Source organism: Pseudomonas fluorescens, assembly GCF_030344995.1.
Classification (GTDB): Bacteria; Pseudomonadota; Gammaproteobacteria; order Pseudomonadales; family Pseudomonadaceae; genus Aquipseudomonas; species Aquipseudomonas fluorescens_BF.
Genome location: NZ_CP128260.1, coordinates 5,181,730 through 5,205,446 on the forward strand (window position 1 = coordinate 5,181,730; position 23,717 = coordinate 5,205,446).

Consider the following 23,717-nt stretch of genomic DNA (forward strand, 5'->3'; position numbering starts at 1 on the left):
TGCGACCGACCGATGCACCCAAGCCGCAGGCACCTTATTGAATGTTCCCGTCTTTTAGAGGAGCGCGACTCATGACCGTGATCAAGCAAGACGACCTGATTCAGAGCGTTGCCGACGCCCTGCAATTCATTTCCTACTACCACCCCGTGGACTTCATCCAGGCGATGCACGAAGCCTACCTGCGCGAAGAATCGCCAGCGGCCCGTGACTCGATGGCGCAGATCCTGATCAACTCGCGCATGTGCGCCACCGGCCACCGGCCGATCTGCCAGGACACCGGCATCGTGACCGTGTTCGTGCGTGTGGGCATGGACGTGCGTTGGGATGGCGCGACCATGAGCCTGGACGACATGATCAACGAAGGCGTGCGCCGCGCCTACAACCTGCCGGAAAACGTCCTGCGTGCCTCGATCCTCGCCGACCCGGCGGGCGCTCGTAAAAACACCAAGGACAACACCCCGGCGGTCATCCACTACTCCATCGTCCCGGGCAACACCGTGGAAGTGGACGTGGCGGCCAAGGGCGGCGGTTCCGAGAACAAGTCGAAAATGGCCATGCTCAACCCGTCCGACTCGATCGTCGACTGGGTACTCAAGACCGTTCCGACCATGGGCGCCGGCTGGTGCCCGCCGGGCATGCTGGGCATCGGCATCGGCGGCACCGCCGAGAAAGCCGCTGTGATGGCCAAGGAAGTGTTGATGGAATCCATCGACATTCACGAGCTCAAGGCCCGTGGCCCACAGAACCGCATCGAAGAAATGCGTCTGGAGCTGTTCGAGAAGGTCAACCAACTGGGCATCGGCGCCCAGGGCCTCGGTGGCCTGACCACCGTGCTCGACGTGAAGATCATGGATTACCCGACCCACGCAGCCTCGCTGCCGGTGTGCATGATCCCGAACTGCGCCGCCACCCGTCACGCGCACTTCGTGCTCGACGGTTCCGGCCCGGCCTCGCTGGAAGCGCCACCGCTGGACGCCTACCCGGAAATCGTCTGGGAAGCCGGTCCGTCGGCCCGTCGCGTCAACCTCGACACCCTGACCCCGGAAGACGTGCAGAGCTGGAAACCGGGCGAAACCGTCCTGCTCAACGGCAAGATGCTCACTGGTCGCGACGCCGCGCACAAGCGCATGGTCGAGATGCTGAACAAGGGCGAAACCCTGCCGGTAGACCTCAAGGGTCGCTTCATCTACTACGTCGGCCCGGTTGATCCGGTCGGTGACGAAGTGGTTGGCCCGGCTGGCCCGACCACCGCCACGCGGATGGACAAGTTCACCCGTCAGATCCTCGAGCAGACCGGCCTTCTGGGCATGATCGGCAAGTCCGAGCGCGGCCCGACCGCCATCGACGCGATCAAGGACAACAAGGCTGTGTACCTGATGGCCGTCGGCGGTGCCGCTTACCTGGTGGCGCAAGCGATCAAGAAGTCCAAGGTCCTGGCGTTCGCCGAGCTGGGCATGGAAGCGATCTACGAGTTCGAGGTCAAGGACATGCCGGTCACCGTTGCGGTGGATAGCAAAGGTGAATCGGTACACATCACCGGTCCTGCGATCTGGCAACAGAAGATCAGCGAAAGCCTGGCGGTGGAAGTGCAGTAAGCGCTTCATCGGCTTGTAAAAAACCGGACGATCAGCGATGACCGTCCGGTTTTTTTTCGCCTGCCGTCAGTCGGCACCTGTCAGATCTGACAGGTGTCCGGCGTCATCCGCTCTGCTAGCGTGACACCTCGACATCTTCAGGTTGCAACGCCATGACCCCGGATGCAGATGCGCTCGTCACTCCTCCCTCCATTGCCAAGACTGCGTCCATTGCAACGAACGGACGCAGTTGGGGGGAAATCGGTGTGACCGGGCAACGTTCTTACACCCTGCCCCTCCCGATCCTGAACGCACGCACGCTCAATCCCGAGTTGCAACTGGTCTGCGACGGTAACGCGGGCAATGGCAAATGCGGGCTCAGCTGGGATCTGCCCTTGCCCGTCATCTCGCGCAAGACCAGCAAGGGTGTGCCGAAATACGAGGCCTCCGATGTCATGCAGGCCGACGGCACCGACCTGCGTCCCGAGCTGACGGCCCGCGGCAAGATCAAGCAAACCCGGCGCACACGAGGCAAGGGCAGATGGGCCAGAAAATTTTCCGTAGTGCGCTATGCCCCTCGCCTGGAAAGCACATTCGACCGTTACGAGCTTTGGACACCCGATACCGGTAATCCCTTCTGGGTGGTGTCCAGAGCCGACGGCTCGCAACATTGCTACGGCAACTCTCCGCAATCGTGCATTTATGACCCTGAAGATCCAACCCGCATTGCCGCGTGGCTGCTGGTGGAAATCAGAAACGCTGTCGGGGAAAACATCTTCTTCGAATACAAATCCGACGACACCGACGCTGACCCTCGCTTTGACTACCGGGCCCAGCGCTACCTGCGCCAGGTATGCTATTGCAACAAAACCGCCAGTACCGATCTGTATTGCCTCGATCATGCACAACCAGAGCTGCTGGACTGGCTGTTCCGATTAATCGTTGACTACGGGGAGCGCGTCACCCGCAGAGAGGCTGTTCCACCTTTTTTGGCCGCCGAAGATAAATGGCTACCTCGCAGCGACCCGTTCCGCAGTCATCGCTTCGGCTTCGAGTTAGGCACCCGACGCCTGTGCAGGCAGTTTCTACTGTTCAACCACATCGGCCCAGAGCCGACGCTGGTCAATCGCCTGTTGCTGGAACATGAGCCGACACTGTATGGATACAACCATCTGAAAGCCGCGCACTACATGAGTTACGACGCTACAGGTCGCGTCAAGCACATGCCGCCCCTCGAATATTTTTATGAACCACTGATACTCGACACCACCCCCAAACCCTTCCTGCAACTCGATCACATGCCCGGCCTCAATGACGGCCAGCCCTACCATTGCGTCGATCTTTACGGCGAAGGCCTGCCCGGTTTTCTCTGCCAGTACGAAGGCGCCTGGTACTACCGCGAGCCCTTGCGCGGAGCGCCCGGTACGGACGAAATCGTCTACGGCCCTTGGACACTGCAGCCGCTGATACCAAACGCGGATACCAGCAAACCGGTGGTTCAGATCCTCACCGACCTCACTGGCGATGGCCACCTCGACTGGATCGTCGCCCAACCCGGCGGCAGCGGGTATTACACGCTCAAACCGGACGGCACCTGGTCGCTGTTCAAGGAGTTCTGCCGGTTTCCCGTGGAGTTTTTCCATCAACTCGCGCAACTGGGGGACCTGAGTGGCGATGGTCTGGATTCCATGGCCCTGATCGGCCCGAACAGCGTGCGGGTGTATGCCAATGTGCGGGAGAAAGGATTCGCACCCGGCCAGGATGTGCCGCATACCCCGGACAGATTGCCGCTGTTCGGCAATGCCCGCAGCGAACTGGTGTCATTCAGTGGCATGGGCGCCAGTGGCATGGAGCTGTGCCGGATTCGCCACGATGAAATCCGCTGTTGGGCCAGCCTCGGACATGGTCGGTTTGGAGTGGGTTTCAAGCTGAGCGATCTGCCGTTCGACTATGGTGAATTCGATGCGGACCGGGTACGCATCGCCGATCTGGACGGCTCCGGTGCCCCGGCCTTCATCTACCTGTCTTCGGATTACTTCGAAATCTGGTTCAACCAGGGTGGCAATGGCCTGGCCTCGACACCCGTGCGTGTCCCATGGCCCGACGGCATTCGCTACGACAACCTCTGCCAGGTGACCTTCGCCGACCTGCGAGGCATCGGTTGTGCAAGCCTGCTGTTCACCAAACCGCACATGACGCCGCAGCACTGGGTGTATCACTTCGTCAGTGAACGGCCCTATCTGCTCACCGGCTGCAACAACAACATGGGTTACGGCGCAACTCTGAAACATCGCAGCAGTGCGCAGTTCTGGCTGGATGAAAAACGTCTGGAACTGATGGCGCGCCGGCGTCCGGTGTGTCTGCTGCCCTTCCCCCAGATGGTGCTTCACTGGTTGCGCCAGGACGATGAAATCACTGGCAACTACCTGATGCAGTTCCATGAATATTTCGAGGGTTACTACGACGGTTACGAACGTGAGTTTCGCGGTTTCGGCAAAGTCTGCCAGACCGACAGTGAACTGGAGCCGGGCAAGGCTGAAAGCGGCCATACGGCGCCGATGCGGACGACTCACTGGTTTCATACCGGTCAAAGCATCGACCTTGTCTTGCAAGGCATCTGCGAACTCGACGACGAAATCACACCGCTGGGGCCCACGGTTATTTCAACGTTCGACGCCAAGAACCGAAAGGAACGGGTTCGCAAGCGGCGCAAAGCCGACGACCATCGCGAAATCGCCTACGCCCTGGCCGGTAGACCGTTGCGCACCGAGGTGTGTCAGGCAGACGACCCCGCCCCCGCGCGCCTGTTCTCCCTGAGCGAATTCCGCTATCGGGTGCGGGTCGTCAATGACAAACCGTCCAGTCTGCTGGTGCTCGCACAGGAAACCCGCAGCCACCAATACGAACGCTTCATGGACGACCCGAACTGCCAGCACACGGTCAATCTGGCGTGGGACAAGTACGGTGGTTTGACTCACGGCTTTACGGTCGCCTGTGCCCGGCGGCGCACAGAGACCGATGAACCGCCATTTGAACGTGTGGATAAAATGCGCGCCTGGTACGACAGCCACGATCAGCAACAACAGCCTTTTTTTCTGACAGAAGTCCTCGCCGAATTCATTCACCTGATAACTGAAGGTCATTGGCATCTCGGTTTGCCTTGGCGCCAGCGCGGCAATGCGCTGATGCTGGCCAAGGGGATGTTGCCGGGAGGTCTGCGCGCGGCGGACATCAGCTTCGAAAACTTCGACCGGTATAAAGACAGCGCCGAATGGATAGCCGCGCGGGAACTGACCTCGCTCTCGCAACACACGTATCTGGAGTCCGCCGGCAAGATGCACTACCCGCCACTGGCCGGGCCGACCGAGCGGGCCGTATTCGACAAAAAGGCCCTGGAGGCCTACGACGACGTCTCGACAGACATTCGGGAGCAGCTGAGAAAAATCGGCTACACGCTCATGCCGCTGTTCTCCCCGGCAGATCCTGAACAGGATGCGCGGCAAAACCTGTGGTCGTCGCACAGCGGCTTTTTCACCTACGCCGACGCCAGCGGTTTCTTTCACGTCACCGAGGTGCAACAGACCGCCAGTCATGGCGTGACGCACATTACTTGGGATACATACCATCTGCTGACCATTGCCATTACCCTGCCGGACGGCTGCACAACCCAAGTGACGCCGGACCATCACACGCTTTTGCCACTCAGCATCAAGGATCCCAACGAGAACATTCAGGAGGTTGTTTACGACGCAGGCGGTCAACCCATGGTGCTCAGTTTTCATGGCACCGAAGAAGGATTGCCGGCCGGGTTCGCGCCCCTCTCCAGTTATCCGCCACAGCCTGATCTGAGCGTCGAATACGCCCTCACCCATCCGAAAACCGTAGTGGCTTCCGCCGCCAGCGCAGTGCGCACCGATCTTCTTAGCTGGATGCCGTCGCTACCACCCAATGCGCTGCCGCGCAAAAGAAAGGAATGGGTCTCCAAGGGCCTGATCCTGCCCGATGGCCACATTCGCGCCTCGGCGCTGCGCTGGTTGAATCAGCGCAAAAAACGCACGGCCAGCGAACAGACCCTGCTCAGGATCATCCGCACCGCCCTCAGGCAACCGGTGCACAGCCTGAGTCTGGTTGCCGACCGCTATCCCACCGACCCGCTGCAACTGATTCAGATGACGATCAGCTACGTCGACGGCTTTGGCCGCGCGCTGCAAAGCAAACAGTTCGTCCCGCCGGGCGATGCCCTTGTAGCTACGCCCGAGGACAATCTGGTGACCGGCGCCGACGGCAAGCCGGTCGAAATGCCGACCATTCAACGCTGGCGGGTCCAGAGCCGTGTGGAATACAACCACAAGGGCGAGACCATCCGGGTTTACCGCCCCTACTTTCTCAACACCCATCGCTGCATCAATGACAGCGCGATGCGCAAGCACGGCTACCACGACCGGATGTTCTACGACGCCCTGGGCCGGCCGATCCAGACGATCAATGCTCTTGGTTATCTGGCGTTCGACATCCTGCATCCGTGGTTCAAGCTCAGTTATGACTTCAATGACACTGACGACACACCGCCGTCGAAACCCGCGAAGGTCCCTTTGAGACAACCTGTCAGAAGGTTGAAAAAGGCTAAATGATGAGTGCCAATGTGCACGGGAACACACCCGCCTTGCAGGCTAATGATCCGCGCGCAATCGGGATCCGGCAGGTTGCCTATCTGCGCAATGTGGCGGGTGAGGATGTTCAGACGCTCGTCACCCGCAGGCTCCATGACGTCGCTGGCCGGGCCGTGGGGCAACAGGATCCGCGCCTACCCACGGTGAATACAACCAGCCTTTTTACGCTGGATGGTCAGGTCGTGAGGTTTGCCAGCGTCGATGCCGGCGTGAACGTCACGTTGCCGGGTCTGGCCGGTGAAACCCTGCAATCCTGGGACGCTAACGGCAACCACCGACGCATGGATCACGACCTCCAACTGCGACTTTTGACTCTTGAAGAGAACGGTGTGCCGGACGTCGAAACCCGGCTTTATGCCGCCTCGTCAGCCGACCCTGGTCACAACCTGCGCGGGCAGATGATCAAGCTGACCGACCCGTCCGGCAGTGTCGAATTTCACAGCTTCGCTCTCACAGGCCCCGCTCGACAGGAAACCCGTACCTTTCACGATGGCGTGGCGCTGACCAGCCACAGGTTGTTCAGCCCGCTGGGCATGCTTGTCGAACATACCGATGCCGCCGGGCACCGGCAGCAGTCGAAGTTCGATGTGGCAGGTCAGCTCGTACAAGTGCTGCTCAAGGTGAATGGCCAACCCGACTGGCAACCGGTACTGCAAGGTGCACAGTTCGATGCCGCCGGGCGGGTCATCGAACACCAGGCCGGCAATGGCGTGATCAGCCATTCGCACTATCGCGCCGCTGACGGTTTCCTGCTGCGTTGCTACGCACAAAAGGGGTCAGGGTCGGCGCTTCAGGATTTCGAATATGAATACGATCTGATGGGCAATATCAAGACCATCATCGATAACACCTTCACGCCACGTTTTTTCGCCAACCAGCGGCTCGACGGTCGTCGCCTGTTCACCTATGACTCACTCTACCGACTGCACAGCGCGACCGGATACAGCGACAGGCCCCCGGCAGACAACCCGGGCCGCCCCCAACCGTCCGACCCTGCCGATCGGCGCAATTACACGCAAACCTATGAGTACGACAAGGGCAACAACCTGATCAGAACCATTCATGCACGCGAAGGCGCCAGTCACACCAACGAGGTGTTCATAGATCCACTCACCAACCGGGGTTTGCGCTGGAAGCCCGGAGATCCGCCGCCAGACTTCAGCACTCGGTTCGACAGCGCTGGCAACCTGCTGGCCCTGCAGTCTGGCCAGCCGATGCAATGGAACAATCGCAATCAACTGGCGTCGGTAATCCTGATAGACCGCAACGGCAGTGGCCCGAATGACGAAGAGCATTACCGCTACAGTCAGGGCAAGCGGGTCTACAAACGCCACGACAGCCACACAGCGGCCATCGATCACTTCCATGAGGTGCGCTATCTGCCGGGGCTGGAGATTCGCACCCGAGACAATGGCGAAGAATTACATCTGATCTCCCTCGTCAGCGGCATCGAAAACGTGATTTGCCTGCACTGGGTCAGCGGTAAACCGCCGAACATGCCGGCCGATCAAATGCGCTACACCCTCAGTGATCATTTGCAGTCCGTATCCATGGAACTCGATCAGCAGGCACAGATGATCAGTCATGAAGGTTACTTGCCCTTCGGCACCACCGCCTGGATGGTGGCGCGATCACAGATCGAGGTGGACTACCGCTTCATCCGCTACTCGGGCAAGGAAATGGATATCGGCGGGCTGTACTACTACGGTGCGCGTTACTACGCACCCTGGCTGGGCCGCTGGATCGCCGTCGATCCGGCGGGGGATGTGGACGGGCTGAATCTTTACGCGTTTGTCGGCAACAACCCGCTGATCCATGTCGATGTCACAGGTCACGAAAGTACGTGGTTTACCGTGCTCACGGGCTTCTTTTCGTTCGTGAACGTATCGAAAAAAGCGTCAGGACAGCTCAGGGGAATGGCGGAAACCTTCAGAGATATGGTGCCTGGGCCGTCACCGCAAGATGGAGATGAAGGTGGCGGTGGCGGTGGCGGTGGCGGTGAGGATGGAGGTGACCTGCCTTTAAGGCCGGGTCCAGGTGGTCGAGTGAATGTAGATGACGCCCCTCCCGACAGGCCGGTGTCAAAAGGTTTAAGCCGATATCTTGCTTTCAAGGCACAGATTGAAAATCTTACGCTCGGCGAGTATCTGCGTTCTTCGTCCGGTCGGGCCGCCATGAAGGCCGGTGTGAAGATTGGCTCCACAACAGGCTCGGCACTGGGTACTTTTATCGGTGGAATTGCGGGCTTGATAATCGGTGGCCCGCTGGGCGCCGTCCTGGGTGCCGTGCTCGGCGGTGCGCTTTTCGCAATCCTGGGTGGGGTGATCGGCTATGTGGCGATGCCTGTCATCATGCTCAGGTACATGAAGAAGAACGTAAACGAGGGGAAAGCCAGGGAGGACATTCTGGAGTCCATGAATAATCTGGCCGGCCATATCGACATCGTCAACGAGATAAGTGAAAACCTTCCTGATCCGCAGGTTCTGCCTTCAGAACCACTACCTGATGGCTCCAGAGGTAATACGGGCAACTCCTTTTCGAACATCGAAATGGACCTGCTTGGGAAAGTCAGGCAACTCTCTCCCGAGCGACAGGTGGCGTTGGCAGCAGTGATGAATTACCGGGCATTGGTGCAGGCCATTTCAGGAGGTGGTGCCCCTCGAACGATAGAGGAGAGCGATACGCACCGCGCGCAAAGGCCGACGCCAAAACCAAGAAACCGGAGAACTGTCAGGGTTCAGCACCAATATTCCGAGACCTTCGTCTGACCCCGTTTCATCATGTGAAGCCCATAAAACGGATCAAGTCATGAACGCCAGCGTGCACTACCTCACACCAGCAATGTCGGTATTCGGCCCTCGTGGCGAAGCCGTCAGACAAGTCGACTACCTGCGCAAAGTGGCCGGCGAGGAAGTGCGGGCGCTCATCAACCGACTGCAATATGACGTTGTCGGCCATCTGGTTGCACAGCAGGATCCGCGCTTGCCCACACCCAATACAACAACCGTGTTCAAGTTAGATGGCACAGCAGTCAAGAGCCAGAACGTCGACGGTGGCGAAGACACGCTCCTGCCCGGACTCGGCGGCGAACTGTTGCAGCATTGGGATGCGAACGGCAATCACCGGGCGATGAGCTACGACCCGCAAATGCGTCTGAGCAGCGTCACGGAGAACGGGGTAACCGGATTCGAAAGCTTCAGCTACGACAGTGTTTCGGCCGATCCGACGCACAACCTGCGCGGACAAATGACAGCGCTGAGCGACCCAGCGGGTACAGTGCAATTCAACAGCTTCAACATGCGTGGCCAGTCAACGGAAGAAATCCGCACCTTCAAGGACGGCAAGATCTGCACCGACCGCCAGCGTTTCAGCGCCATCGGTGCACTGCTGCAAACCACCGACGCCGGCGGGCATCTCCAACTTTCAACCTTCGACATCGCCGGGCAGCTTGCTCAAGTGCAACTGCAACTCAGCGGGCAAAGTGTTCAGCCGATCTTGAACGGCGCGGATTACAACGCCGCCGGCCAGATCACCGAACAACATCTCGGCAACGGTGTAACCAGCCACTGGCATTACCGCGAGGCCGACGGACGTCTGCTTCGGCAGTACGCGCAAAAAGCTTCGGAGCCGGCGGTTCAGGATTTCGAGTATGCATATGACGCCGCAGGGAACATTACTCGCATCGTCGATCTCACCTACGCACGGACGTTTTTCCGCAACCAGCGGGTCGACGGTGAACGCACATTTGGCTATGACTCGGTGTACCGCCTGATCCGCGCCACCGGTTACAGCGACGCCCCGCCTGCGGACAACCCCGGACGGCCGCAACCCACAGATCCCAATGACCGACGCAACTATGTCGAGTCTTTCGAATACGACGACGGCAACAACCTGAAAAAACTGACCCACGTGCGCGACGGCAACACCTACACCCGCGAGATGTTCATCGACCCGGCCAGCAATCGCGGTGTGCGCTGGAAAGCGGGAGACCCGGCACCTGACTTCAGCGCCCTGTTCGACCGCGCCGGTAATCAGTTGGCCCTGCAACCCGGCCAGCCAATGGACTGGAACAGCCGCAATCAACTGAAGTCGCTGATTCTCGTGGAGCACGCCAGCGGTCCGCCCGATCAGGAGCTGTATCACTACAGCCAGGGCGCAAGGGTCTATAAACGCCACGAAACCCACACAGGCACAGTCAACCATGTTGCTGAGGTGCATTACGTGGGGAGTCTGGAAATCCGCAACCGAAGCAGCGGAGAAGAATTGCACAGGGTCACTGTCGCCACCGGCATCGGCGAGGTGACGTGCCTGCACTGGGTCACCGGCAAACCACCTGGTATCGATGCTGATCGGTTGTGTTATTCCCATTCCGACCATTTGGGATCGAGCGTTACGGAGATTGATCAACGGGCGCAGGTGATCAGCCGCGAAAGCTACTACGCCTTCGGTGCTACCTCGTCGATGGCGGCCCGCTCGCAGATCGAAGCGGACTACAAGTTCACCCGCTATTCGGGCAAGGAAATGGATGTCACCGGGCTTTATTACTACGGAGCACGGTATTACGCGCCATGGCTGGGGCGCTGGGTCAGCGCCGACCCGAGCGGCGATGCGGATGGAACGAACCGGTATGCGTTTGTCGGCAACAACCCGATTTTCTATGTGGACGACACCGGCAATGCGAAAGACGAAGCCGGCGCCTCCGGCAACACCGGTGACGGCAAAAAAACCATTGGTTATAAGCTGAATAGATGGGCTGGCGCCGTTAAAAAAGCTCAAACAGCCGCAGAACAGATGAAAAACATCGCATCCGATTTTGAGAAGATGATTCCTGAAGACGCCGATATCGAGCAGGTTCGCAAAGACCTCAAGCCTATGAAATACATAAGGTCCAAGTACGGCAGAACTGCCATACGAAAAGGCTTAGGTGCCGGAGGTGTTTTGGGAACAGCTTTGGCCGGCCTTGCCGCCGCCATTCCCCCCGCCGCCCCTTTCCTCCTCGGCGCCGCGCCTCTCATGCCGCTTGTCGGCGCTTTCGTCGTACCGACAATAGGTTACAACCACATGAAGAAGGGGCTGAACAGGGCAGACATGCTGCTCAGAGCCGAAGCCGTGAACGATACCGTCGGCCTCTTTGGAGAGGTTGCGGGGGCTGTTGGAGATGCCTTGAGCGCCGCTGCTGAACTACCCGATCAACTGGATCCAGAAGCGGATAAAGGCCCGGAAACGGAAATGAAGCCCGAGGCCGCTCCCGCTACCTATGAGGCAAGGATGCAGGAATTGTTCTTTGAGCAAATGACGACACTCACTCCTCTGCAGCAGGTGGAAATTGGCAAATCGATCCCAGGCGAAGGCGCCCCGTACTTCGAGGCATTGAGTCAAGTGCTGAAGGCTGCCAACGATCCGTCCTCTTCGACCCTGCCGACGCCGGAGGTCAGCGACCCTCCACAGGAAAATCCAACACCTTTACCGATGGTGCACAAGCGTCAACTCGCTCGGCGCAAGCTTGTAATGTCGGGCCTTTGAATTTTATGAACACAGCAGAGGCCAAGGACGATGCCCCACTCTCCCCATGAGCGCACACCTTCGCTGTCAGCTTATGACAGCCGGGGCCTGGTGGTTCGTCAGGTGGCCTATCTGCGCTCGGTTGCCGGTGCAACCGCCGAGGCACTGATCACACGCCAGCAACGCGATGCGCTCGGGCACGTGGTGAAACAGTGGGACCCGCGTCTGGCCAGACCCTCCATCACCAGCGTTTTCAATCTGATCGCAGAGCTGCTTGAAACAGACAGTGTGGACGCCGGAAAAAGCCGGCGCCTGCCTGGAGTGACAGGCGAAACCTTGCAACGCTGGGACGCACGCAACCACCACTGGCAGCACACATTCGACAATCAACTGCGCCTGGTGTCCGTCGCGCAGGACACCGGACTGGATAAAGAGGCCTACGTCTATGCCGATGCCTCGGCCGACGCGGGCTACAACCGGCGCGGGCAAATGGTCGAAATCAATGATCCATCGGGCAGCGTCAAACTGCACTCTTTTGCCCTTACAGGCGCTGCGCTGCAGGAAAGCCGCACTTTTCACGATGGATTGTCCTTTTCCAGTCAGCAGAATCTCAGCCCCCTTGGCGCTCTGTTGAAGCAGACCGATGCCGGCGGCCACCAGCGGCATCTGGCTTACGACGTAGCCGGGCAGCTCACACAGGTGCAACTCAAGGTTAACGACCTGCTCGCCTGGCAACCGGTGTTGCGAGATGCACGATACAACGCCACCGGGCAGACGATCCTGCAACGGACTGGCAACGATGTGAGCAGTCACTGGCACTATCGGGCTGCTGACGGTCGCCTGCTTCGACAATACGCACAAAAGGCGACAGGGGAATCGATTCAGGATTTCGGGTATGAATATGACCGGATGGGCAACATCACTCGCATCCTCGATGGCGGCTACGCACCGACGTATTTTCACAACCAGCGCGTCGATGGGCACCGTGCGTTCCGCTATGACTCAACGTACCGCCTGATTTACGCCAGCGGATACGACGAGATGCCACCTACGGATAACCCGGGTCTGCCACAGCCGACCGACCCCAATGATCGACGCAATTACACAGAAACCTACGAGTACGACAATGGCGACAACCTCGTAAAGACCACCCGCGTCCGCGATGGGGCCAACCATACTTTCCAGGTGCATATCGATCCGGACAGCAACCGGGGGGTGCGCTGGAAAACGGGTGATCCGATACCGGATTTTCCCAAGGAGTTCGATGCTGCGGGCAACCAGCTGGCGCTACCGTTCGGCCCACTGCAGTGGAACAGTCGCAATCAGCTGGGCTCCGTGACCCTGGCCAGACATCCCACCGGACCACACGATACCGAGCAGCATCGCTACAGTCAGGATCTGCGCGTACACAAAAGACTGGAGACCCACACTCCGTCAGTCAGCCATTTCCGTGACGTGCGCTACTTGCCCGATCTGGAGATCCGCACCCGAGACAACGGCGAAGAACTGCACGTCATCAAGCTGGACACTGGCGCAGGCCACGTGACATGTCTCCACTGGGTGAAGGGAAAACCCACGCGCATCGATCAGAGTCAAATGCGCTATATCCTCAAGGATCACCTGGGGTCGTCCCTGAAAGAAGTGGACCAACTGGCGCGATTGATCAGTGAGGAGACCTACTACCCGTTCGGCAGCACCTCGACATTGGCAGCCCGGTCACTGATCGAAGTGGACTACAAGTTCATCCGCTACAGCGGCAAGGAAACCGATGAAAGCGGCCTGGTCTATTACGGGCAACGCTATTACGCCCCATGGCTGCAACGCTGGACCCAGCCGGACAAGGCGGGAACCGTGGACGGATTGAATCTGTACCGGATGACGGCGAACAACCCGATCAATTTCATTGACGAGCAAGGGATGATGACGCAACCGGCGCCGTCCACGTCTGACCAGACCTCCATCGACGTGGGCGGATCGACGTCATCGTCACGTCGCAGTTCGATCACCGGCAGCGAGCCATCCACCGGTACACCCGCGCTGGTGGATGACCCGGCAAACAATCCTCCCGGTACGCTGCCGCCCAAGCCCGATCAATCCTGGGGCGAATGGGGCACGCAAGCCGCGCTGGCGGCGGTCAATTCGAAAGTCGGATTGGCATTGCTGCCCGTCGGGACTTCGTCTCCGGCCAACGCAGCTGTGGTCTCCACATTACTCACCGCCACCGCCCAGTTCGTTTTGCACGCAACGCTGTTCAACCCGGGCTGGTCACCGCCCAACACCTGGAACCCCGGTGGGGACGGCGCCGTACCACCCGCCGATGTCACGCAAGATGCCAACCGGTTCTTCACCATGAGCACACTGGGTGTCACCACGGCAGCAACCGTGGCGGGCATGATATTGGGTCCGATCGTAGGGGGCTACGTCGACGAGTTGAGAGACACCAAGGCCAAGGCGGACAAGAAGGCTCAGGCAGGAAAATGGCTGGACACGGTCGACAGGCTCGTCGCTGAACAGAGCCTTAAGAAGGAGGTGTCAATGAAAGCCGTGCAATCGCTGCGTCAGAAAGTACTGGACGCGGAAGAGTTGGTCGGAATTTCCTGGCAAAGCATGACAATCCTCGAAAATATCACCCGCCTGCGGCCGCAAGCCCCAAGTGAAAGCAACACATCGTCACGTCGCAGTTCAGAGAACTCTCGAGGTTCTGCCGGGAGTGTATTTCATAGAGCCAGAGCAACTCGCAGGGCTGTACGCAAACCCTACGTGCTCCGCTGACAGCGCGAGCCGGGCAGAACTTCTGCCCCTCTTGTCAGTTCGGGCCGACACCATGCTATGGTGCCGGCCCGACTTCCTACCTCTACGCGCCCAGCATGCTGCCGACTTCCCGTACCCTGCGTCTGTCGCTGTACACCCTGCTGATCCTCGCCGGCGCCGCCCTCGCCGCGACACTTGCAATCCGTCACGCCGAGCGCCAGGCGCTGGTGGAAGATGCCGCCCGAGCCAACCAGCAACTGGCGCTGTACGCCAACTCGCTGCACACCCTGATCGACCGCTACCGCGCCCTGCCCGCCGTGCTGGCGCTGGACCCGCAATTGCGTGCGGCGCTGGCAGGTCCGGTCGATGCCGAACAGCAGGCTGCGCTGAATCTGAAACTGGAAAAGATCAACGGCGCCGCGCAATCCTCGACCCTTGAACTGCTCGACCACACCGGCCTGGCGGTGGCGGCCAGCAACTGGCGTCTGCCGAGCAGTTACGTCGGTCACAACTATGGCTTTCGCCCCTACTTCAGTCAGACCCGCACTCAAGGCACCGGGCGTTTCTACGCGGTGGGCGTGACCAGCGGGATTCCCGGTTACTTCCTGTCCAGCGCGGTGCTCGGCGACAACGGCGAGTTCCTCGGGGCGATGGTGGTCAAGCTCGAATTCCCCGAGCTCGAACGCGAATGGAGCCAGGGCAGCGACACTCTGCTGGTCAGCGATGCCCGGGGCATCATCTTCATCGCCAACCAGCCCGACTGGCGCTATCGCCTGCTGCACCCGCTGACCCCGGCCGATTACCGAGAGATCAAGAGCACTCGCCAATACGACAAGCAATCGCTGGTGCCGCTGACCCATTTGTCGCTGCGTCGCTTCGACGACAACAGCGACCTGCGCCGCGTCGAAGGCCCGCAAGGCACGGCGGATTACCTGTGGGAATCGCTGCCGCTGACTGCCGAAGGCTGGACGCTGCATCTGCTGCGGCGTCCGCAAGTGTCCTTCGAAGACCAGCGTAATGCCGGGCTCGCCGCCGCCGGGGTGTGGCTGGCGCTGGTGTTCCTGTTGCTGTTCCTCAATCAGCGCTGGCGTCTGGCAAAGATGCGCCAGCGCAGCCGCGAAGAACTTGAGCAACTGGTCGAGGAACGCACCCGCGACTTGCGCACCGCACAGGACGGTCTGGTGCAATCGGCAAAACTCGCGGCGCTGGGGCAGATGTCCGCCGCGCTGGCCCACGAAATCAATCAGCCGTTGACCGCCCAGCGCATGCAGCTTGCAACTCTGAGGCTGCTGCTCGATCACGGTCGGGTCGATGACGCCTACAAGGCGCTCAAACCGGTGGATGACATGCTCACCCGCATGGCCGCCCTCACCGGCCACCTGAAAACCTTCGCCCGCAAGAGCCCCAGCGGCTTGCGCGAGCGGCTGGATCTGTCGACTGTGGTCGATCAGGCCCTGCAATTGCTGGACGCGAGAATGCGCGATGAACAGGTCAGTCTGGTGCTGCACCTGACCCGTCCGGCCTGGGTGCGCGGCGATGCGATCCGCCTCGAACAAGTGCTGATCAACCTGCTGCGCAACGCCCTCGACGCCACGCAAGGCAAGCCGTGCAAGCGTCTGGAAATCCGCCTGGAAGCCGACGAACAACTGTGGCGCCTGAGCGTCATCGACAATGGCGGCGGCATTGCCGAAGAACATCTGGGTCAGGTGTTCGATCCGTTCTTCACCACCAAACCGGTGGGTGACGGGCTGGGTCTGGGACTGGCGGTTTCGTTCGCCATCGTCCACGAATCCGGCGGGCGCCTGTGCGCCGAAAATGGCGACAACGGCGCGGTGTTCAGCCTGACCTTGCCGATCGATCTGGAGGCGCATATCTGATGCTCAACTCGGTGATGGTGGTCGATGACGAAAGCAGCATTCGCAGTGCCGTCGAGCAATGGCTGAGCTTGTCCGGGTTCGAGGTGCAGCTGTTCAGCCGCGCCGAGGAATGCCTGGCGGCGCTGCCGAAGCATTTTGCCGGGGTGATTCTCAGCGACGTGCGCATGCCCGGCCTCAGCGGTCTTGAGCTGTTGGCCGAAGTACAGCGCCGGGATGCCGACCTGCCGGTGATTCTGCTCACCGGCCACGGCGATGTGCCGATGGCGGTCGAAGCGATGCGCGACGGCGCCTACGACTTTCTGGAAAAACCCTTCAGCCCCGAGACCCTGCTCGGCAGCCTGCGCCGGGCGCTGGACAAGCGTCGGCTGGTGCTGGAAAACCGCGCCCTGCACGAGCAGGCTGACAATCGCGCGAAACTCGATGCGACGCTGCTCGGTGTATCCCGTGGCTTGCAGACCTTGCGCCGGCAGGTGCTGGATCTGGCGACGCTGCCGGTCAACGTACTGATCCGTGGCGAAACCGGCAGCGGCAAGGAACTGGTCGCCCGCTGCCTGCACGACTTCGGCCCGCGCGCCGACAAACCCTTCGTGGCGCTGAACTGCGCGGCGATCCCCGAGCAGTTGTTCGAAGCCGAGTTGTTCGGGCATGAGAGCGGCGCGTTCACCGGAGCCTCCGGCAAGCGCATCGGCAAGCTGGAATATGCCGACGGCGGCACGCTGTTTCTCGATGAAATCGAAAGCATGCCCCTGGCCCAGCAGGTGAAACTGCTGCGGGTGTTGCAGGAGCAGAAGCTGGAGCGGCTGGGGTCGAACCAGAGCATTCGCGTGGACTTGCGGATCGTCGCGGCGACCAAACCCGATTTGCTGGATGAAGCCCGGGCCGGGCGTTTTCGCGAGGACCTGGCGTATCGCCTGAACGTCGCCGAACTGCGATTGCCGCCATTGCGTGATCGTCGCGAGGACATTCCGCTGTTGTTCGAATCCTTCGCCCAGAGCGCAGCCCAGCGATTGGGCCGCACGTTCCCGCCGCTCAGTGGTGCGCAGTTGAGTCACCTGCTGAGTCATGACTGGCCGGGCAATGTGCGCGAGTTGGCGAACGTCGCCGAACGGCAGGTGCTGGGGCTGGATGAACCGGTGCAGGGCATCGATCCGGGGCAGTCACTGGCGGCGCAACAGGAGGCGTTTGAGGCGCAGTGTCTGCGGGCAGCGTTGACCCGGCACAAAGGGGATGTGAAAGCCGTGCTGGAAGAACTGCAACTGCCGCGTCGTACGTTTAATGAAAAGATGCAGCGGCATGGGTTGAGTCGGGAGATGTTTTTGGCTGAGTGAGTTCGGTTGGAGATTTTTGGTGTGGCTGAAATCCATCCCCCTCACCCCAGCCCTCTCCCCCAAGGGGGGCGAGGGGGAAAGGGAGCCGATCTCCTTGCTTCTCTAAATCTGCGTTCGACTCGATATCTCAGGTCGGTGCACCTCGAATAGTCGACGCCGTCGGTCCCCTCTCCCTCCGGGAGAGGGCTAGGGTGAGGGGGCTTTTGATTCAAGCCACATAAGCGGAAATCCGCTCATTCATTCCGGCTCATCGGCAAGAACCCGCTCAAGCAATCTCGCCACCCCCTCTAAACCGGCCCTCCCCCCGTTGGCACAGCTCCTGCTATAGCCCCAGCAGGCTGCGTTTCAACGCGCTCCACAAAAACAATTAAACGAAGGATCCTTCAATGGATAACTCCAACGCCCTGCCTCTTGGGTCGGCTGCCGTGCCCGCCAAAGAACGAACCACCGCCAGTCGCATCAAGTCGATCTTCAGCGGTTCCGTCGGCAACATGGTCGAGTGGTACGACTGGTACGTCTATGCCGCCTTCTCGCTGTACTTCGCCAAGACCTTCTTCCCCGCCGGTTCCACCACCGCCCAATTGATGAACACCGCCGCGATCTTCGCCGTGGGCTTTCTGATGCGCCCGATCGGTGGATGGCTGATGGGCCTGTACGCCGACAAGGTCGGCCGTAAAAAGGCGCTGATGGCCTCGGTGTACCTGATGTGCTTCGGCTCCCTGCTGATTGCGCTGAGCCCGAACTACGAAACCATCGGCATCGGCGCGCCGATCCTGCTGGTCTTCGCCCGTCTGCTGCAAGGTCTGTCGGTCGGCGGCGAGTACGGCACCTCGGCAACGTATCTGTCGGAGATGGCGACCAAGGAACGTCGCGGCTTCTTCTCCAGCTTCCAGTACGTGACCCTGATCTCCGGCCAGCTCATCGCGCTGGGCGTGCTGATCGTGCTGCAGAACATGCTGACCACTGAACAGCTGTACGCCTGGGGCTGGCGCATCCCGTTCGCCATCGGCGCGCTGTGCGCGATCGTCGCGCTGTACCTGCGTCGCGGCATGGAAGAAACCGAGTCGTTCACCAAGAAGGAAAAGTCCAAGGAAAGCGCCATGCGCACCTTGCTTCGCCATCCGAAGGAACTGCTCACCGTGGTCGGCCTGACCATGGGCGGTACGCTGGCGTTCTACACCTACACCACCTACATGCAGAAATACCTGGTGAACACCGTCGGCATGAGCATCTCCGACTCCACCACCATTTCCGCCGCCACGCTGTTCCTGTTCATGTGCCTGCAACCGATCATCGGCGGCCTGTCCGATAAAATCGGTCGTCGTCCGATCCTGATCGCCTTCGGCGTACTCGGGACGATCTTCACCGTGCCGATCCTGATGACCCTGCACACCATCCAGACCTGGTGGGGTGCGTTCTTCCTGATCATGGCGGCGCTGATCATCGTCAGCGGCTACACCTCGATCAACGCGGTGGTAAAAGCCGAGCTGTTCCCGACCGAAATCCGCGCCCTGGGTGTCGGCCTGCCGTACGCACTGACCGTGTCGATCTTCGGCGGCACCGCCGAATACATCGCGCTGTGGTTCAAGAGCATCGGCATGGAAACCGGTTACTACTGGTACGTGACCGCGTGCATCGCGGTGTCCCTGCTGGTGTACATCACCATGAAAGACACCCAGAAACACTCGCGCATCGTCACTGACTGATCGCAAAAAAAACGCGCGAAGGTGCAAGACCTTCGCGCGTTTCTTTCCTGACCGATTTCCCGATCAGGACAACTCGGCAACGCCCTGTTTGTTGCCATAACGCTTCTGCGCATACGACGCGCCCACGATCATCACCAACAGAATCCCCGCGAGCACCGCCGACGAACCGATGGTACCGAAGTCCAGTCCGCCCTTCTCATGGGACTTGGTCATCAAGTCGCCCAAGGTCGCGCCAAACGGCCGGGTCAGCACGAACGCCACCCAGAACAGCGCCACCGACGAAATCTTCGTGAAGTACTTGAGCAGCACGACCACGCCAATTGCCGAGCCGATCAACAGCGCGCCACCGGCAAAGCCCAGGCCGGAGTCGTCCGCCAGGTAATCGCCGAGCGCGGTGCCCAGGGTGTTGGAGAACAGAATCGCCATCCAGTAGAACATCTCGCCGCGAAAGCTCTGCACCTTGGTGACGTTGAGCGAGTCGCCGCTCAGGCGCCAAGCCGCGAAGATCGCCAGCAGGATCGCGATCAGGATCATGGAACCGGTGGCGTAACCCAGCTCCAGCGTGCGGTCCATGAAGTCGGACATGGTGGTGCCGGCGGTGCTGGTCGACAGGATCACGATCCAGTACAGCAACGGCTTGTAAGTCTTGGACATCAGCTGCGCGATCAGCGTCAGGACAAACACGCTGATCAGGATCAGCGAGCTGATGGCGTAGCCGACGTTAAGGGTCATCGACAACAAATCCCCCGCGGTTTCCCCCAGGGTCGTCGCGCAGATTTTCATGACCCAGAAGGCCAGGGTGATTTGAGGCAGTTTGTTCATCGCGGGCAACGCTCCAGTGTGTGACGGCCGGTTCTTGGCTTTATGGCCGTGGGCAGACTGGCGTTGCGCGGGTGAAAAACAGGTCGGGAATCCATGAAAAATCTGTCACACACGCAAAAAGAGGCGATTAATCACCGGTTAATGCCCCGGTCGCATCCTGCACCTACCTGATCGATTAACTGCGCGACGCTCGCTCCGACGACGAAAGCGAATTGAATGCGTTGCCCTTAATATCAAGTTAATCGATTGTTTTTAGCATTATTTTGCGCTTTTTAATCAACTTAGTTGGCGTAGCATGAACCCCATGCGAAACACATCGCCAACGAATTTCGAATCTGGAGAACGACCATGAAAACCAAACTGATCCTCGCCCTGACCCTGTCCGTCCTGGCCGCCAACACTTTCGCCGCCGACGGTTCGGACAAAACCAAATCCGCCGACTTCATTTCCGGCGCAAGCGCTGCCATCGAAACCAGCCACACCGGCACCTACGCTGCCGACGGCTTCGACAAGACCAACGTCGGCAAAGCCGTTGCTGCTGATGGTTTCGACAAGACCGGCACTGCTGCGGCTATCGCAGCTGACGGTTTCGACAAGACCGGCACCGCCGCTGCCATCGCAGCTGACGGTTTCGATAAAACCGGTACCGCCGCTGCCATCAGCTGATCGCCAGAATGCAGACACCAAAGCCCGGCCATTGCCGGGCTTGTTCATTTCTGAAAACACAAAATCTCACAACCTCCCACAGGGTTCCGCATTTGGCTGGAAATAATGGAAATGGCCCAGCAATGTGAGCCCTTTCCGAAAGCCTTCAGGAACACCCACCATGCCCGATGACATCCATTTCTACGAACCGGCCAACGGCCACGGCCTGCCCCACGATCCGTTCAACGCCATCGTCGGCCCGCGTCCCATCGGCTGGATTTCTTCGCAGGATGCCGAGGGCCGGTTGAACCTGGCGCCCTACAGCTTTTTCAACGCGTTCAACTACATTCCGCCGATCATCGGGTTCTCCAGCGTCGGGCGCAAAGACAGCCTGAACAACATCGAGCAGACCGGCGAATTCGTCTGGAACCTCGCCACCCGCCCGCTGGCCGAGCAGATGAACCAGAGCTGCGCGATGGTCGGGCCGGAGGTCAATGAGTTCGAACTGGCGGGGCTGACGCCGGTGAAGTCGAAGGTGATTGCCGTGCCGCGCGTGGCCGAAAGCCCGGTGTCCTTTGAATGCAAGGTCACCCAGATCATTCAGTTGCAGCGCGCCGACGGCGAGACCGTGCCGAGCTGGCTGGTGCTGGGCGAAGTGGTCGCCGTGCATATCGCCAAGTGGCTGTTGAAAGACGGGATCTACGACACCGCCGCCGCCGAACCGATCCTGCGGGGCGGCGGGCCGGCGGACTATTTCCAGCTGGGGCCGGAGGCGTTGTTCAAGATGTGGCGCCCGGGGGCGACGAAGTAAGCGCTTACCAGATCAGCTCGGCGTCGTCGGTGACGCCCTTGAGCTTGTCCAGTTCATTGATCGCGGCTTCATCCGCCGCGATTGCGCCGGGAAAAACCTGATCGTTCAGCAGTTTGTGAAAGCGCGGTGCACCGCCGTCGACCAGGGCCTTGACGGCGATTGCCGCGTGATAACCCTTGTTGCCGCCCAACTCGACGGGGACTACAGCGGAAACCGCTTCGAAGTGTTCGAACTCTTTACGTGCCATATCGCAGGTCCTGGCTCAGTCGGATAAGCCCGACATTAAACATTCAACCGGCGAGTTTGTGTATCGGCGCAGTGCATTGCCCTACGGCCTGTGCGGCCGATACTTCCTTGAAGGTGTGAAAATCCAGGCTGTTGACCACCAATTCCTGCACCAGCTCGGCAAAGATATCCATCGACGGACTGCTGAAATACGCGGTCATCGATTGCTGGTTGTTCCAGAAACCGGAGACCAGCCACAACTCCGGATCACACTGCGAATGCTGCAAGGCAAAGCTCAGGCAACCGGGGGCGGCACGGGACGGTTCGATCAGGGCGCTCAGGCGCATGCCGAGTTCCGCCGAACGCCCGGCGCGCGCTCGAACGAAGGCCATATGACTGACGGGAATCTGCTTAGACATGTTCAACCCTCCCAGGGAGTCGCGTGGCAGCCGGGGACGGGCTGCGACAGGATCCAAGGTTAAGGGCCGGGCACCACTCGCCGTTAGTCGATTCCTGCCGTCGCGTTGCACAATCCTGCGAGACTGTCTGGCAGACCTGTAACAAGTCGTGAATTGCTGTCACCGTCCTGTCACACCGGTTTCGAGCAAGTTTTCCGGGATGCGCCCCTTCATGTCTGGGCAGTCACGCAACGCCATGCAGGATCAGGCAAGCATTTCGCAGGATGTGTCTACCGCTTGCGCTTGCACAAACTTATGCTCTGCTCCCATTCCATCCCTTGCCGAGGAGGCTGTGCATGACGTCATTCGATCGTTTTCAGGCGCCGCCCGATGCCGACATGGAAAAGCAGCGCGCAGAACTGGCGGCCATCATTCGCCGCAACACATCCGAAGATGGCAGTTATGCCACTGCCGTCGGCTCGCTGTTCATGTCGCGCCACACCCAATCCCATGACTTCGCCCCGGTGCTCGCGCAACCGGCGCTGTGCATCATGGCCCAGGGTCGCAAAGAGGTACGGCTGGCGGACGAATTCTTCAATTACGACCCGCTGAATTATCTGGTGGTGTCGGTTTCGATGCCGTTGAGCGGTCGGGTGGTGAATGTCTCGCCGGAGGAGCCGATTCTCGCCGTACGCCTGGACATTGATCCGGCGGAAATCACCGCGCTGATCGCCGACGCCGGCCCGATGGGCGTACCGACCCGGCCGACCGGACGCGGTCTGTATGTGGAAAAGATCGACAGCGCCATGCTTGATGCGGTGCTGCGTCTGGCGCGCCTGCTCGACGCGCCGAAAGACATCGCCATGCTCGCGCCGCTGATCCGCCGGGAAATTCTCTATCGCCTGCTGCGCAGTCCGCAGGGCCATCGGCTGTACGAGATTGCCATCGCCAACAGCCAGAGCCACCGCATCAGCCAGGCGATCAAATGGCTCAACGGCAACTTCGAACAGCCGCTGCGCATTGATGATCTGGCGAAGGAAGTGAACCTCAGCGTCTCGACTTTGCATCACCGCTTCAAGGCGATGACGGCGATGAGTCCGTTGCAATATCAGAAGCAACTGCGCCTGCAAGAGGCGCGGCGTTTGATGCTGGCTGAAGGGCTGGAGGCTTCGGCGGCGGGGTATCGGGTGGGGTATGAAAGTCCTTCGCAGTTCAGTCGTGAGTACAGCCGCCTGTTCGGCGCGCCGCCGCTAAGGGATCTGGCGCGGTTGCGGCTTTCGGTGTGAACTCAAAAGCTCCCCTCACCCTAGCCCTCTCCCGGAGGGAGAGGGAACCGATTGGGGGATCTTGACGAGGTTCACCGACTTGAATGATCGGCTTTGAATCCAGAATCAAGTTGATCGACTGG

The 23,717-nt window shown here is 60.1% G+C and carries 14 protein-coding genes; 11 read left to right on the plus strand and 3 right to left on the minus strand.

Features of this window, described 5'->3' with window-relative positions:
- Positions 1-71: 71 nt before the first annotated feature.
- The 8 genes from QR290_RS23250 to QR290_RS23285 all read left to right on the plus strand — a co-directional run bounded on the left by QR290_RS23250 (position 72) and on the right by QR290_RS23285 (position 19,408).
- Entirely contained in the window at positions 72-1,595 is a 1,524-nt protein-coding gene (locus QR290_RS23250; RefSeq protein WP_007960181.1) for a fumarate hydratase, read from the plus strand.
- 245 nt (positions 1,596-1,840) lie between these two features.
- On the plus strand, positions 1,841-6,205 hold the full coding sequence (locus tag QR290_RS23255) for a SpvB/TcaC N-terminal domain-containing protein (RefSeq protein WP_353739136.1): 4,365 nt from the start codon (positions 1,841-1,843) through the stop codon (positions 6,203-6,205).
- Positions 6,205-9,012 carry an RHS repeat domain-containing protein gene (locus QR290_RS23260; protein WP_289203705.1) on the plus strand — a complete coding sequence of 936 codons (2,808 nt, stop codon included), beginning with the start codon at positions 6,205-6,207 and terminating at the stop codon, positions 9,010-9,012. Before QR290_RS23255 ends, QR290_RS23260 begins: the two co-directional genes overlap by 1 nt.
- A 40-nt stretch (positions 9,013-9,052) precedes the next feature.
- On the plus strand, positions 9,053-11,767 hold the full coding sequence (locus QR290_RS23265; protein WP_289203706.1) for an RHS repeat-associated core domain-containing protein: 2,715 nt from the start codon (positions 9,053-9,055) through the stop codon (positions 11,765-11,767).
- Positions 11,768-11,797: 30 nt separating this feature from the next.
- Positions 11,798-14,518, plus strand: a complete 2,721-nt coding sequence (locus tag QR290_RS23270; protein ID WP_289203707.1) for an RHS repeat-associated core domain-containing protein — start codon at positions 11,798-11,800, stop codon at positions 14,516-14,518.
- Positions 14,519-14,613: 95 nt separating this feature from the next.
- Entirely contained in the window at positions 14,614-16,374 is a 1,761-nt protein-coding gene (locus QR290_RS23275) for a sensor histidine kinase (RefSeq protein WP_289203708.1), read from the plus strand.
- Positions 16,374-17,702, plus strand: coding sequence for a sigma-54-dependent transcriptional regulator (locus tag QR290_RS23280; protein WP_289203709.1), 1,329 nt, complete (start codon positions 16,374-16,376; stop codon positions 17,700-17,702). Before QR290_RS23275 ends, QR290_RS23280 begins: the two co-directional genes overlap by 1 nt.
- Before the next feature lie 386 nt (positions 17,703-18,088).
- On the plus strand, positions 18,089-19,408 hold the full coding sequence (locus QR290_RS23285) for an MFS transporter (RefSeq protein ID WP_115079020.1): 1,320 nt from the start codon (positions 18,089-18,091) through the stop codon (positions 19,406-19,408).
- A gap of 63 nt (positions 19,409-19,471) precedes the next feature.
- Here QR290_RS23285 and QR290_RS23290 read toward each other — a convergent pair whose 3' ends face one another.
- Positions 19,472-20,230, minus strand: a complete 759-nt coding sequence (locus tag QR290_RS23290; protein ID WP_115079021.1) for a COG4705 family protein — start codon at positions 20,228-20,230, stop codon at positions 19,472-19,474.
- Positions 20,231-20,578: 348 nt separating this feature from the next.
- Between QR290_RS23290 and QR290_RS23295 the strand changes: the two genes are divergently transcribed.
- Entirely contained in the window at positions 20,579-20,896 is a 318-nt protein-coding gene (locus QR290_RS23295; protein ID WP_007960174.1) for a hypothetical protein, read from the plus strand.
- A gap of 160 nt (positions 20,897-21,056) precedes the next feature.
- Positions 21,057-21,686, plus strand: a complete 630-nt coding sequence (locus QR290_RS23300) for a flavin reductase family protein (protein WP_115079022.1) — start codon at positions 21,057-21,059, stop codon at positions 21,684-21,686.
- 4 nt (positions 21,687-21,690) lie between these two features.
- Here the strand turns inward: QR290_RS23300 and QR290_RS23305 are convergent, their stop codons facing one another.
- Positions 21,691-21,933, minus strand: coding sequence for a hypothetical protein (locus QR290_RS23305; RefSeq protein ID WP_007960172.1), 243 nt, complete (start codon positions 21,931-21,933; stop codon positions 21,691-21,693).
- A 43-nt stretch (positions 21,934-21,976) separates the two neighbouring features.
- Entirely contained in the window at positions 21,977-22,330 is a 354-nt protein-coding gene (locus QR290_RS23310; RefSeq protein WP_115079023.1) for an antibiotic biosynthesis monooxygenase family protein, read from the minus strand.
- A gap of 335 nt (positions 22,331-22,665) precedes the next feature.
- Here QR290_RS23310 and QR290_RS23315 point away from each other — a divergent pair, with 335 nt between their 5' ends.
- Complete coding sequence (locus QR290_RS23315; protein WP_039765922.1) at positions 22,666-23,595, plus strand: AraC family transcriptional regulator; 930 nt, start codon at positions 22,666-22,668, stop codon at positions 23,593-23,595.
- Positions 23,596-23,717 lie beyond the last annotated feature (122 nt).